Source organism: Proteocatella sp. QWL-06 (assembly GCF_058684135.1).
Window position 1 is genome coordinate 59,978 of the sequence record NZ_CM178755.1, and the last position, 14,200, is coordinate 74,177.

The window sequence follows — 14,200 nt, forward strand, 5'->3', positions numbered from 1 at the left end:
ATTATATCAGAAAATGGGGGGTCATTGTTTTTTTATTTAAAAAAACAGTGAAAACCTTTGAATATATAGCAATATTAAATAAAATAGGGGTGTAAAACTTTACACTACCAATCATGAATCGGGAGAACATATATGGAAAATAATTTGTGGATAGCAGGTTATTCAGCTCTTGTCACGGGGATAATCACTTTAATGGTTCCGGGGACAGTTATGATGAAGCACAGAGCAAGAAATGCCGTTGAAAAGGCCACGTACTACGATGATCTCTGCAGCATAAAGAACCATAAGGGCTTTATGAAGGATGCCGGGCAGCTGCTCAGTGACAGGACGGGGCAGATGGCATTCGCGTACATAGATATTGACAATTTCAGGATGATAAATTCCGTATACAGCTTCCAATATGGAAATGAAGTTCTCGTGAGGCTTTCGGAGGCCATAAGGGAGGTTTTCGGAGAAGACGCTCTCATAGGAAGGTTTTCGGGTGATGCCTTTGGAGTCCTGTGCCACTGCAGGAGCTGCGAGGACATAACAGGAAGGATACATGAGCTTCAGGCTAAGGTTAACCAGAAATGCCATGAGGGAAAGGACCTTGTGCTTGCATGCGGAATCCATTTCATAAGCGATGAGGAGTCGCAGCTCGACATCATATTCGACAAGGCCAACATCGCGAGGAGAAGCGTAAAGAACCTGAGCAACACGATATGCTCCGTATATGATGAGGATTACGGGAAAAAGCTCCATGAGGAGAACGTGCTGACCGAGGAGATAAAGGAAGCACTGAAAAAGAAGTCATTTGACGTATATTATCAGCCGAAGTTTGAGTTTGCCCAGAGAAAGATCGTGGCGAGCGAGGCTCTCATAAGATGGGAACACAAGGAGAAGGGATTCATAAGCCCGGCTACCTTTATTCCGGTCGCTGAAAAGACTCAGCTGATAGTAGAGGTGGGAAGGTTCGTGTTTGACAGGGTATGCTCTGACATAAGACGGTGGAGCGATGATGGTATGACTCTGCTTCCTGTTTCTGTAAATATATCCAGGATAGAGCTGCTTCAGGAAGGGCTCATGGATTTCATAAAGGCGACTGTGGAAAAGTACAGGGTAGATTACAGCCTCATAGAGATAGAAATCACTGAGACTGCTGCCGTGGCGGATTATGACAGGATAGAGGGGATCTTGAGAGAGATAAAGCGTCTGGGAATGAGCATATCCATAGATGATTTCGGGGCAGGGTATTCTTCGCTGGGATGCCTTAACAAGCTTCATGTGGACACTCTCAAGATAGACAGGTCGCTTATAACAGACCTCAGCTGTGAAAACAAGGGAAGAAAGATACTTCAGGGGATGATAGAGCTTTCAAAGAATCTTGAGCTCAAAACTATATGTGAGGGTATAGAGACGGAGGACCAGTTCAGCACACTGGAGAAGTTTCACTGTGACTATGGGCAGGGATTTTTATTTGCAAGACCAATGAAGGAAGCTGACTTTAGAAGAATGCTCATCAGCTGATTCTGAAATCATCCGAAAGGGGATCTTATGGGGAAAAGAACAAGATATATAAAAAGAGCATTTCTGGCGTACTGCATAATATGCAGCGCTCTCATACTTATAATTGCGGACAGGGGAGCGTTGGAAAGGCCAGAAGGATCGGCTCCCGTATGCATGAATTATGGATGGACAGTAGTTTCAGACTCTGATGCAGAGATATACAATACTACCATGCCTTATAGTATTAAAAATAAAGACGCTCAGGTCATAGAATTATATACAAAGATACCGCCTAATGATTTCAAGGTAGCAGCGGTGTCTTTCAATGTATCGCAGAAGAACGTCTGGGTATATTATGAAGGCAGAGAAATATACAGCTATATTTTCAACGGTGCCGACAAGAGGCTGAAGAACGGAAGCGGCAAGGTAGTATGCGTACTCCCAGAGCTCAATCCTGAAGGCGCGCTCAAGATAAGGCTTGAGAAAAATGATGACTCTGATATCGGAACTCTCGGGGGCATAAAGCTCATAGACGGAGCCGTGAATGAGCATAATTTCATTCCGGATTACGGACTCATGTTCATAATAGCGTCGGGGCTTTTTGTGACAGGGATACTGATGATGATTGCTGGATTTGCCTACATGGGATTTGGGGTAAGGATGGCATCTCTTGTATACATGTCGCTTTTTATAATCTCATCGTCGATGTGGATAATATGCAGCAGCAAGACAGGGCAGATGTTCATTGCGGACTGGGCGCTGATATATAATATTGAATACATGAGCATATATATAATGCCTGTGGGTCTCTGGGGATTCATAGCAGAAAGCTGGAGGCCGGAGCTGGCAAGACGAAGGTATTTCCTGCATCTGATGGCTGGCTTTTTTGGAGTAGCCGTGACACTCAAGCTGACAGGAATCGCAGATTTTTTCGAGCTGCTTCCGGTATTTCACGTTCTTGTGATAATAAACGTACCTTTTATACTCTATACCGCATGCAGGGGATTCTTCAGCAAGGACCTCTCTCTGAAGATATTCTACACAGGGACCTTCGTTATGTCAGGGTTTGTGCTTTATGAGATTTCAATGTTCTACAGCTCTGCAGTATATGACACTCTGGACAGTATACTTCCGCTGGGATTCGCGATAATGACAGCATTCATGATAATGAGCTTCGTGACCATGACCAGAGAGAAGGTAGCGAGGATTTACGAGGACAGGCTGTACAAGGAGATTGCATTTACTGATGCGCTTACAGGTGCAGGCAACCGCACGAAGTTCGAAGAGGACATGCAGAAGTTTGAGCATCTCAAGCGTAATTCGGACAGCTTCATACTCGTGGTTGCAGATGCAAACTGCCTGAAGAAGATAAATGACACGATGGGACATCTGATGGGAGACCGTGCCATAAGGACTATGGCGGATTCCCTTAAGAGGGTATTCATAAAAAATGAGGGGATATACCGCACCGGTGGAGATGAATTCTGCGTAGTGCTTTCTGACATGGATGTACAGGAGGTTGAGCAGCATCTCGAGAGGCTTGACGAGCTTCTTCTGTGCACCGACCTTGGATTTCCGGTCAGCATGGCTTACGGATTTGCAAGCTACGACAGGAAGGCTGACAGGCCGGTCATGGATATGTACAAAGAGGCGGATGAAAAGATGTATGCCATAAAATACAATTACAGGAAGATATCACAGATGTGATGACTGATTTAAAAATGAACAGGAGCGAAGGCTGTGCTTATGAAGAACAGGAAATTCTATTATCAACTGGCAGGGATGCTTGTCATAACAGTTTTTGCAGTTGGCTCTATATTCTATCTTACCTTTTTCAGGAGCTCCCTCATGAGCGAGGCGGAGATGCATCTGAACGAGATTACGATTCAGACTGCGGCAAGGATAGAGCAGAAGCTAAGCAGCAACATGGAACTTATGAATACTCTTGCCTCTGAGGCCCGTGATTTTGACAGTCATGCAGAGGCGGAAAATATAGCCCGGCTGAAAGGCTGGACGGAAAAGAACATATTCACGGAGATAGCATTTGCCGATGAAAATGGAAAGGGATACAGCTCTGAGGGCGAAAAGATAAGCCTTGTGAGTTCGGAGCTGTATGACCAGATTTCCCGTACCGGATCAGGTATGAGTCCGGTAATAAGGGACTTCAGGGATAAATACAGTAACGTTATAATATTCTCTTCGCCTGTTATTGAAGATGGGAGATACGAAGGCATAATATACGGTGTTTTTGAAATCCAGAACATATCCAGGGCGATTGAGCTTGAATTTTTTGACGGAGCCGGCCATGGATTCCTGCTGGATTACTGGGGGAATATCCTTGTGCATCCTAAAAAGGAAATGGTAGGAAAGAACATGTTCCTTGAGCTTTCAAGAAACAACAGCAGCGTGGATACTCAGCGCCTCAAGTCTAAATTTCTCTCGGCTGAGCCTGAAAATGGCGTGTATACATATGAAGGCATAAAATACTATGTGTCATCTGTGCATCTAAAGGATAAATACGGCATGAGAAGTGCTGAGCCACAGGGCGGGATATCTGTGATAATGGCAGCTCCATATAATATGGTGTTTGAGCACTCGACCATTATAATCAGGCAGGTGAGAGGCCTTTTCGTGCTGACATTTATCCTCTTCTGCATGATAATAGCATACATACTATATCAAAAGAAGGAAAATGAAGCCTCGCTGAGAAAGGTCGCCTATGAGGATGATCTCTGCAACGTGCTCAACCGGAAAGGCTTTGGAAGATCAGCAGCCCTGATGCTCGAGGACTCAGGCAGCAGGCTTGCCGCAATATATGCAGACATAGACAATTTCAAGATAATAAACGGAATATTTGGCTATGAGTTTGGAGATTCCGTGCTGAAGGCCATGGCCTCCGAGCTGAAGAAGGCATTTGGAAAAGATGCAGTAATAGGCAGGATAAGCGCCGACAATTTTCAGATACTTGTACCATACAGCAACATAAATACGGTATTTCGCAGGATAGACAAGGTCGCGCAGGCTATGAAAAAGCGCTTTGCCGGCCATAAGGAAGTTCTCATATCTGCAGGGATTTACTTTGTGGAGGACAGGACTGAGGAGAGCGAGCAGATATTTGATAAGGCACAGCTTGCGGGAAAAAGAGTAAAGTATGTCAGAAGGACGCCGTATGAGATATATGAAGAGAGTTTTACAGATGACATCAAGAAAGAGAACTGGCTGACCGAGGAGATAAAGAAAGCGGTTGAAAATAGTGATTTTGAGATATACTATCAGCCGAAGTTTGAGATAGAGACGGAGCGAATAGTTTCTACTGAGGCGCTCATAAGGTGGAATCACAGGGAAGCGGGATTTATAAGCCCTGCTGAATTCATACCTCTTGCAGAAAAGACACAGCAGATAGTGGACATTGGAAGATTCGTATTCGACCAGGTATGCAGAGACATGGCGCAGTGGAGAGAGAAAGGGCTTGAAATGCTTCCGGTATCTGTAAATCTTTCGAGGGTAGAGCTCTACCAGGCTGACATAGTCGATTATATAAAGGGCTGCATCGCTGCTCATGAGATAGAGCCGGAGCTTATGCAGGTGGAGGTTACCGAGACGGTGGCCGTATACGAATATGAAGGTATCCACGAGGTGCTGCTTGAAATAAATGCGCTCGGCATATCTATATCGATAGATGACTTTGGATCAGGATACTCATCGCTGGCATGCCTGCACAAATTCAATGTGGACACCCTGAAGCTTGACCGTTCATTCCTTGTTAACATAGAGATCGATAAAAAGGGAATAAATATCCTCAGGGGAATGATAGAGCTCTCAAGAGAGCTGGGACTGAGCACTGTATGCGAGGGCATAGAGACCAGAGAGCAGCTTGATATGCTCAGGGAAATGAGATGTAAATATGGACAGGGATTTGTATTTGCAAGACCAATGCCTTTTGCAGAGCTCGAGAGATTTGTCGAGCAGAACAAGAAGAGCAACCCTGTAAAATACGAAGTGAATGAATTCAATATATAAATAGGAAATGTCTCTAAGTTGGAAAAGTCGATTTGGAGGCTTTTCTATGTTTTTTGTAATATATTTATGCTTAACGTAGTAAAAAAAATTACAGATTCATCCATTATTCAGGTAAGCAGATTATGTAAAAGCTTTAAATAAGAGGTAATTTAACTGATTAAAATATATGGCATACAAATTGTATGTAAAATGGTATAATATATTGATATTATTTCTGTGAACGGAGAAAAGGAGAAATGGGAGAAAAACGAAAGTAAGAATGGACATGAAGAATTTAAGAATCAATGAAAAATTAATGTTAAGCTTCGTGCTTGTGCTGCTTATGCTGCTAATCAGTGCCGGAGCTGCAATATTCAGCATGAACAAAATTGGAGAACAGGTAGACCGGTATGCGGAAAGGACTGTTCCAAACACATCAAGTGTGTGGCATATGCGCAGAGATATGGTGTCTGTACAGCGAAATCTTGTGATGGCTATGATGTAGAAGGATGAGAGCAAGATAAAGATTATGCTTGAAGATGCGTATAAGGATGCAGAAAGTCTAATCACTAGAATGGATGAGTTTAAGCTTAATGCAAGAGTAGATCAAGAGGTGCTTGCACAGATAACAGCAAATTTTGATATTTTAACACCTATTCATAAAGAAATTTCAGATTTGATAAAATTAGACGAAAATGATAAGGCCTAAATAGTTTTTGATACGAAGTATCTGCCGATGTTTGAAAAAACCAACTATATGCTGATTGAAATATCCGGTCAGCAGATGGAGAGAGCAAAGATTCAGAATGACACAGCTCATAAAGCGATGTCAAATGGCAGAATAATACTTATTTCAACGGTGATTGTTGCTTTCATAGTAGTACTTATAGTGATGGCGGCCCTAAGAAAGGCTATACTTACGCCTGTCGATGAAATACGTATCGCCGCGCAGGCACTTTCTCAGGGTGCTACGGAGCAGGCGAGCTCAATAGAGGAACTGTCCGCATCTATAGCTGAGTCGGCATCTCAGATAAATGTCGGGGTAGAACAGATATCGTCAGTTGTTCAGACAAACAGTGCGACATCGGAGGAAAGCGCAGCTGCCAGTGAAAAACTTAGCGGACAGGCAGAACTTCTGAAAAGTCTGGTAGGGAAATTCAGGCTCAGAGAGATGTATTAATAACTCATACTTCGCACTTCAAAAATACGAAATTGATAATATTATATGGGTAGATGCTTCATAGATAACATTGTTTTCACTGTTATGAATGATAATGATATTAAAATGACTGGAGGATGATTTTAAAAATGACTGCTTTTTTCAAAGAAAAACAGAAAAAATATTTACAAAATACAGCCATTGTATTGCTTATGATTATCGCACTGAAAAATCTATTGGCAGCTTTGCCGCTGAAAGCAATTCAATCTCTCGAGCATTTTTACGGTTCGGTTATCAACCCAAGTGATGTAGTTCTTCATCACTCCCTTTCTTTTGTATTGGGATTACTGATGCTTATTCTTGCATATCGTTTATCAAAGCGTGTTCGGTTGGCATGGGCGATTGAGGTGGCCTTGCTTTTTACTACAATTATTTTGCAAATTATTCATTATCATAGATTTACCGTTCCTATTATACTAATCGAACTGTTTGTGTTTATGGTTCTGTCTATGAGCTATAAGGATTTTAGCAGAGAAACAGACCCCATAACTGTGAAAAAGGCACTGGGGTTTGTTGGCGTTTCTTTCTGTCTGGTGCTACTTAACGGAACAGTCGGACTTTTTATGCTTCGTGGTCACATTACCGGGATTCACGATATTATTGATGCATTCATCAGCTCATTTAAATTGCTGATTTTTCTTGATACCGGAATTATTACAGCCATTGGAGCTTATGTTAAAATTTATGTTTTTTCACTGATTGTGCTTAACTGGATTTGCATTGTATCTGCTGTTATTCTGCTTTTAAAACCTATAATCTATCATCCAATTATTACAAAACGTGACCGTGAAAAAGTTCGCAAGCTGGTTTTGGAGTTTGGGCAAAATCCAATGTCATATCTTGCACTTGAAAATGATAAAAAATATTTCTTCGGCACAAAATGCGAAGGAGTTTGTGCGTATACCATTGTGAATGATGTTTTTGTAGTTTGTGGGGATATGATTTGCGCAAATCGGGATGGGTTTGTTTTTCTGAATGAAGTTATAGATTATTGTAAAAAAAACGCCTATCAGATTCTGTTTGTGAACGTGACTGACTATTTTTATGCGCTTTATCAAGCCGCCGATTTCGGTTTGGTGAAGATGGGCGAGGACTGCTGCTTTGAGCTTGAGAATTACAATTTGTCAGGAGGAAAGGTGGCAAAGGTACGTGCTGCAATAAATCACGCCACTAAGGCAGGAATAAAAGTACATGAATATCGGCCTGCAGAGAACAAAAGCGAAGAGATTGAGCGGCAAATGGCTGACATTACCGAAGAATGGTTAAAAACGAAGGGCGGATATGAGATGCAGTTTACCATAGGTGGAACGGGCCTTTGGGAGCCACTTGACCGTCGTTATTTTTACGCTTGCGATGAAAATGGACTCATTTTGGGATTTGTGGTATTTTTACCATATGAAGATGCTTATCTTGCCGATGTAACACGCAGAAGAAATGATGCACCTCAAGGTGTTCTTGAGAAAATTATCTATGAGAGCTTTATGCAGTTAAAGGATGAGGGTATTCATTGGGGAAATATGGGGCTTTCTCCCTTATATAATATTGCAGACAAAGACAAGTCAACCTTTACCGAAAAGCTGTTTGCCTATATATACGAAAATATGAATGAAAGCTATGGTTTTCAAAAACTCCATCATGCAAAGGAAAAATATGCACCTACGCACTGGATCCCGAGATATCTGGCTTTTTACCCCAAGCCCTTTTCCCCTAGGCTTGCGTTGGCTTTAGTGAGGTGTCAGAACAAAACAGGCATATCGAAAATAGTGCTCTCGGAGGTGTTCAAAAAAGGTGATAAATGATTTTTCAGAAGGATTTGTGAAGTGCGGTCATGCTATGTTGTATTATCGCAGCTATGGTGATGGGGTTCCGCTGATTATGCTGCACGGCAACATGCAAAGTGCAAAGCTATTTCATAAGCAGCTTGTCTTTTTTACAGATACATTTCGTGTCATTACAATAGACAGCCGAGGCCATGGAAAATCCAGCCACGGGAAAAAGAGGCTCTCCATTGACGTAATGGCAGAGGATATAATCACGGTGATGAATGAGCTTGGCATTGAAAAAGCAGCCTTTATTGGTTTCAGTGACGGAGCCAATATTGCTCTTAAAATTGCCTGTCATCACCCACATAACGTTTTGGCGATGATTCTTATTGGTGCAAATACAAAAGCAGATGGACTGAAATCGTTCATTCGTATTCCTGCGAAAATCGGATATGCGTTTTTGCGTTGTATCTCGTTTTGCTCTTTTTTTAATCGAATGGCGCAGAAGCTATCACTAATCGTAAATAGCCCGAATATATCCCAGGATCATTTGGATGCCATCAGCATCCCATCGTTGTTTATCGCAGGAAGCAGGGATGTTATTAAAGAAGAGCATACCAAACATATAGCTGGACAGATTAGTAGCTCAGAGCTTTATATTGTCAAGGGCGGCGGGCATAACCTGCTTAGACAAAAGCCTGATGAAATCAATGCGGTGATGAAAATTTTTTTAAAAGATGTTTTTAGCAATCGAAAGAATTAGTAGGCTTTTCTAATGCATTTAATCTTTCATAAACCTCTTGTTGTTTGTCTATTAGAATATCTAATTTTTCATGAATATCTTCAATCATTATCTCCGCTTTCAGGTTCACTTTATAATCGTTGATAGCTCTTATTCTGTCTTTTTCCTCCTGACGATTCTGGCTCATCATGATAATTGGAGCCTGAATAGCAGAAAGACAGGACAAAATCAGATTAAGCAAAATGAAAGGATAAACATCATATGGTTTTACAAGGATTACTGCATTTAATACAATCCATGCAGTTAAGATTATAAAAAATGTTATTATAAAAACCCAGCTACCTGCGAATTTAGCAAGCTTGTCTGCTGCTTTTTGGCCTGCGGTCAATTTGTTTTCATTTTCCGTATTAGGATTTTTAGTAACCTGCTGCTTTAATAACATGTGAAGTATTTCATCTTCCTCAGCAATAATTGTTTCATCTTCAAGAATTATCTTTATTAAATCTGATCTCTGTTGATTAAATGACATATTTTCTCTCCTGTTCTTAAGTTCTACCACGTAAAATCAGTGATAACGCATTCCAATGTTACATTATTTATATTTATTACCATATATCTCTCTAAAATGTTTCACTGCATATTTCCCAATATCGTATAGCCATTTCCACAGCGTCTCAAGCGGCTGCTTTTTCCAAAAAAACAGCTTGATAATTAGTAAAATCAGGAGCAGAACAAGTCCTGCTATAACAAAAACAACCGCAACAGGATTTTCCTTATACATTGCATTAGCAAAGAGCTGTACTGTCACCCCATATCTAGTGAGATAATTATTTGCTGGTGATGGAAGTTCTACAATAGTTGCTGTGTTGATGTCTCCAATTTTTGCAATCATATAGTGATAATAGCTGTTCTTTGTCAAAAGCTCTGCTCCAGCACCCCCGGTAATCAGGTATCTCACTCCATCCTTTGTATATTCCAGATAACTGTGAATATGGGAGAGATATACAGTATCTACATGGTACTTACTCATGAGATTCTCAAACGTTGCAGCTTCTTCTGGATCTTGGAAACCGTGATTCATACTCTTACTTTCGCTGTAATTATTCAATTTATTTTCCAACCAATTTCCATCGCTGTTTGCTTCGTTTACATAGTTTGGAATTTCGTTGGCTGTTACACCGCTTCTTGGGTCTTTTGGAGGTATATGTGTAATAACAAAAATACGTTTATCTTTAGCCTTTTGCAGATCTTTTTCCAACCATGCATATTGCTCATCGGAAATCGCCTGCTTTTCATCCCAGCCCGGAGACGAATCTAAAAACACAAAATGGCTGTCTGCGAAATCAAAGGAATAATACTCTGGACCATACAGCGTAGTATAAGTGATTCGGCCATTCCCGCGAACATCATGATTTCCAGGAACGGTACATAATGTTGTGGATACCTTCGATATCATTTGGTCAAATAGCCGGTATTGGTTTGGTTTTCCGCTGAATACGAGGTCTCCATTGTCAATGACAAATACAGGGTTCTCTCCGTTTACCTGTTGAATTATCTGTCCAAAAGTATCATACCCATCTCGATTATCACCGAGGATGATGTATTTATACTTTCCCGTGCTGTCTTTGCTGCTTGGTTTTAATGGATCAATTTTTATTGTTCCGCCTTCCATAATCGCAATACTGATCCGCAGAGTATTAATTTTCACCTTTTCCAAAGATAAATTACCACCACTAATGCTCTTTGCATAAAAATCAGGGTTTATATTTTCAATCAGCAATAAAACTGTGTCTGTTTTATCACCAACGACGGTTACTGTCGGCAGCGGTGATAGCGCTCTGATAACAATGCTTTCTGTTCCGGATTTATCTCTTTGAATCCCTTTAATAAAACCACCATGAACGGTGATATCTGCCTTTTGCGTTTGATAAGTTGAAGAGGAGTCATCCGGATTGAATTGAAGTGGTATGCTTACAAAATCGTTACTAATTTTATAGCTATTTTCACTATTGTAGATAAAAGCACCTACACCTGCTGCAAGAAATAAGCACAAGATGACTATAGCTATGTTGATAATCTTCTTAATTTTCATAGTCACATCCCCGCCTTGTCTGCTTTCAAACGGTATTAATAATTATATCCTGATTAAGATTAAGTGGTTTTTTCATATATTCCATCGCCATTATTCTTTTTTCTATGCTGAAGTCTAAATCCAGGGTGGGTTATAGTCCTGAGTTTTATCCCCTGAGTACTTATACCCATTTCTTTAATATATTGCCCTGTGCGCTCATAAATAAACTCAATACTTTTTATTTGTCAAATATTATTAAATTTTCAAGGTTCATAAGCACTTTTTGAAGTGTGTAGTATTAGTTAATAATACGGATATGAAAACAGCACAGACTTTCAAAATTCTCGGTCGCCGTTTTTAGTGAATCTTCTTCGTAGAGCGAGGAGGACGAGAAGTTGAACGCGCTCTCTATTATATTCTTGAACTCTCTTACGTTTCCCGGCCAGTCGTACTCGTTGAATAGTTCGAGTACTTCGGGAGAGATTTTTCGGATGTTCTTGTTCATTTCTGAGTTGTAGAGCTTTTTAATTTTGCCAATTCGTTGCACCGTCTTCAATCAAATGTTATAATAAAAACATATGGATTGTTCATGAAGCTGATTCTTGAATCAGGAAATCAGAAGGAGAAAATATAATTAAGATGAAGAAGGATAACTTTGATAATAAAAATGCAGGCAGCAGAAAGACAGCGCTGATGACTTCGGCAAAGTCGAGCGAGGAGAGGTTTGCGAGGCAGCTCGGCAAGCTGGGGTCCTCGATTTTCATAATCATCGTGGCGATGTATTTCAAGATTCCGGACAGAGTGCAGAACCTCTATCTTATGATAGCATTGCTGATGCTGATATATCAGCCGATGTTCAGGACGGTATCGGGCCTGCTCAAAAAGACTCAGAGCAGCATAAACTGGATGGAAACAGGGTTTGTTATGACGAGCATACTTGGCGTATTCGCAGGGCATTATCTTGTAGCTGCCCTCATAATGGTTGTAAGCGAAATCATAGAAACTGTGAGAACAAGACCTTTGTAGGAGAGGAGTTAAGAAGTGGCGGGAAAAATCAAGCTTAACAAAACGGCGGTCATTACAATAGCAAATTCCAAAGGAGGCTCGGGAAAGAGCACTACCGCATCCATGCTCGCAAGGACGCTCGGGGAAAAGGGATACAAAGTGCTGGCGATAGACTGCGATTCACAGATGGACCTCACCAATACTCTGGGGTTCACTGTAGATGAATCTCTTGTAGAATTCGGGCTTACCCTGATAGATTTCAACAAGACTATATATCAGATGATAAGAAGCAAGGGTGATGTAAGAGATTTCATAATACCAACCAAATACAAGAACCTGGACATAGTTGCAGGGGATGACTATATAGGCAGGATAGAGTTCGATCTTCATCATGAATATCAGAGGGAGGCTATCCTCAAAAAGATAATGAAGGATCTTGTGGCTGAAAACGCATATGACTTCATAATATTCGACACATCGACGCATCTCGGGGATCTGGCGGCGAACATACTTAACATCACGGACCATGTAATCATACCGGTTCCTATGGCGATGTTCGGCATAAGAGGAATAAGGACATTCATTGATTTCTACAATCAGTTCACGGAGATAAACGAGAACCTGAGCATACTGGGGATACTGATGACGATGTACAGACCAAACAACAAGATAATGAATGAGAGGGCGGAGACTCTGCTCACGAATATATTTGGCAGGGAGCTGCTTTTCAGGACGAGGATATCCATAGATGCCAACATAGAAAAGGCTCAGTGGAACAATGTGACTGCCGTGGATTATGCTCCAAAGGCAAGGGCTACGGTTCAGTATCATGATCTGGCAAAAGAGGTGATAAAACGTGTCAAAGGCTAAGAAGATGATGGATATAGGCTCAAAGATGAGCTTTGGAAACATATCTGCTGACAGGAGAGCTCCGGGCGGCGCTGATTCAGAGACGAGGGGAAGCTATTCACTTTCTTCTCTCAAGGACGCCGAGGAAAAGCCTGAGCAGATAGTGAGGATAGATATCTCATATCTGGAGATGGCCCCTGATGAGTGGAACTTTTATCCAAAGCTCGAGGGCGAAGAATTTTTAAAGCTCGTAAAATCCATATATGAGCATGGGCTGCTTCACCCGGTCGTTATAAGAAAGCAGGGGGAGCGCCACGTCATCTTATCCGGACACAACCGCGTAAGGGCATTCATGCACATAAAGAATGAGCTTGAAGAGATAAGAAACGGAAGAAACAGCGGCCTTCTCGAGATGAGGGACGACTCTGCGATAGATCCGTCAGAATATGATCAGATAATGGCGGTTATCAAAGAGGGCATAACAGATGATGAGGCAAGAGAGATAATAATCGATGCCAACTATGTTCAGCGGCAGCTTGGGCAGAAGCTCATGACAAGGAGTATCATAGAAAAATACAGGATCATACAGCAGCGAAGAAAAAATGCCGATGACGAGAAATATAAAAATATAAAAACCAGGGAAATAGTCGCAAGAGAATTCAAGCTCAGCGGAAGACACATAGACAGGTACAAGAAGCTTGAAAGCCTTGATTCCAGGATGCTGGATGAATTCTATGAGGGAAGGCTTTCTCTGGAGCTCGCGGCAAAGCTTGCCGGCCTGAGGCCTGAGGTTCAGTCCTATATATCAGAGAGATATCTGAAAGAGGTCGAAAAATACCCGGCCAGGACCCTTGCCAGCCTCAAGCCGTCGCTATGCAAGTCAGACATTGACCGCATAATGAGAGATATCAGATATGACTCAGATCACATGAAGATAAGCGTAAGAGAAGACGGCAGGAGCCGAAGCTTTACTGTGGAGGATCCTGAGCTTATGGAAAAGATAAAGCAGCTGCTCATTGAGCATGCGAATGACAACATAGAATAAGGACAGCTTGGAAAAGAAATAT

The 14,200-nt window shown here is 41.5% G+C and carries 14 protein-coding genes; 11 read left to right on the plus strand and 3 right to left on the minus strand.

What is annotated here, in order from left to right:
- The first annotated feature begins 132 nt into the window (after window positions 1-132).
- The 8 genes from AC4PGZ_RS00325 to AC4PGZ_RS00360 all read left to right on the plus strand — a co-directional run bounded on the left by AC4PGZ_RS00325 (window position 133) and on the right by AC4PGZ_RS00360 (window position 9,229).
- Window positions 133-1,506 (plus strand): putative bifunctional diguanylate cyclase/phosphodiesterase, encoded by a 1,374-nt coding sequence (locus AC4PGZ_RS00325; RefSeq protein WP_492159092.1) that lies wholly within the window; start codon window positions 133-135, stop codon window positions 1,504-1,506.
- Between the two features lie 27 nt (window positions 1,507-1,533).
- Window positions 1,534-3,192, plus strand: a complete 1,659-nt coding sequence (locus tag AC4PGZ_RS00330; protein WP_492159093.1) for a sensor domain-containing diguanylate cyclase — start codon at window positions 1,534-1,536, stop codon at window positions 3,190-3,192.
- 39 nt (window positions 3,193-3,231) lie between these two features.
- A complete protein-coding gene (locus tag AC4PGZ_RS00335; protein WP_492159094.1) occupies window positions 3,232-5,505 on the plus strand; it encodes a bifunctional diguanylate cyclase/phosphodiesterase in 2,274 nt (757 codons plus the stop codon).
- 265 nt (window positions 5,506-5,770) lie between these two features.
- Window positions 5,771-5,989: a hypothetical protein gene (locus AC4PGZ_RS00340; RefSeq protein ID WP_492159095.1), complete on the plus strand. Its 219-nt coding sequence runs from the start codon at window positions 5,771-5,773 to the stop codon at window positions 5,987-5,989.
- Between the two features lie 24 nt (window positions 5,990-6,013).
- Window positions 6,014-6,193 carry a hypothetical protein gene (locus tag AC4PGZ_RS00345; protein ID WP_492159097.1) on the plus strand — a complete coding sequence of 60 codons (180 nt, stop codon included), beginning with the start codon at window positions 6,014-6,016 and terminating at the stop codon, window positions 6,191-6,193.
- Window positions 6,194-6,220: 27 nt separating this feature from the next.
- Window positions 6,221-6,664: a hypothetical protein gene (locus AC4PGZ_RS00350; protein WP_492159099.1), complete on the plus strand. Its 444-nt coding sequence runs from the start codon at window positions 6,221-6,223 to the stop codon at window positions 6,662-6,664.
- Window positions 6,665-6,780: 116 nt separating this feature from the next.
- The gene (locus tag AC4PGZ_RS00355) at window positions 6,781-8,502 is read left to right on the plus strand and encodes a bifunctional lysylphosphatidylglycerol flippase/synthetase MprF (RefSeq protein WP_492159100.1); all 1,722 of its coding nucleotides are present in this window, start codon (window positions 6,781-6,783) and stop codon (window positions 8,500-8,502) included.
- Window positions 8,492-9,229 carry an alpha/beta fold hydrolase gene (locus AC4PGZ_RS00360; protein WP_492159101.1) on the plus strand — a complete coding sequence of 246 codons (738 nt, stop codon included), beginning with the start codon at window positions 8,492-8,494 and terminating at the stop codon, window positions 9,227-9,229. Before AC4PGZ_RS00355 ends, AC4PGZ_RS00360 begins: the two co-directional genes overlap by 11 nt.
- Here the strand turns inward: AC4PGZ_RS00360 and AC4PGZ_RS00365 are convergent.
- The 3 genes from AC4PGZ_RS00365 to AC4PGZ_RS00375 form a co-directional block, all read right to left on the minus strand.
- Complete coding sequence (locus tag AC4PGZ_RS00365; RefSeq protein ID WP_492159102.1) at window positions 9,210-9,737, minus strand: DUF1003 domain-containing protein; 528 nt, start codon at window positions 9,735-9,737, stop codon at window positions 9,210-9,212. The genes AC4PGZ_RS00360 and AC4PGZ_RS00365 overlap by 20 nt on opposite strands.
- A gap of 63 nt (window positions 9,738-9,800) precedes the next feature.
- Window positions 9,801-11,300, minus strand: a complete 1,500-nt coding sequence (locus AC4PGZ_RS00370) for a metallophosphoesterase family protein (RefSeq protein WP_492159103.1) — start codon at window positions 11,298-11,300, stop codon at window positions 9,801-9,803.
- Between the two features lie 277 nt (window positions 11,301-11,577).
- A complete protein-coding gene (locus tag AC4PGZ_RS00375) occupies window positions 11,578-11,826 on the minus strand; it encodes an AAA-type ATPase lid domain-containing protein (RefSeq protein WP_492159104.1) in 249 nt (82 codons plus the stop codon).
- Between the two features lie 92 nt (window positions 11,827-11,918).
- On the opposite strand from AC4PGZ_RS00375, the gene AC4PGZ_RS00380 reads away from it, so the two are divergent.
- From AC4PGZ_RS00380 to AC4PGZ_RS00390, 3 genes are read left to right on the plus strand one after another with little or no spacing between them, the layout of a single operon-like run.
- Window positions 11,919-12,305 carry a hypothetical protein gene (locus AC4PGZ_RS00380; RefSeq protein ID WP_492159105.1) on the plus strand — a complete coding sequence of 129 codons (387 nt, stop codon included), beginning with the start codon at window positions 11,919-11,921 and terminating at the stop codon, window positions 12,303-12,305.
- 15 nt (window positions 12,306-12,320) lie between these two features.
- Complete coding sequence (locus AC4PGZ_RS00385; protein ID WP_492159107.1) at window positions 12,321-13,154, plus strand: ParA family protein; 834 nt, start codon at window positions 12,321-12,323, stop codon at window positions 13,152-13,154.
- The gene (locus AC4PGZ_RS00390) at window positions 13,141-14,178 is read left to right on the plus strand and encodes a ParB/RepB/Spo0J family partition protein (RefSeq protein WP_492159108.1); all 1,038 of its coding nucleotides are present in this window, start codon (window positions 13,141-13,143) and stop codon (window positions 14,176-14,178) included. Before AC4PGZ_RS00385 ends, AC4PGZ_RS00390 begins: the two co-directional genes overlap by 14 nt.
- Window positions 14,179-14,200 lie beyond the last annotated feature (22 nt).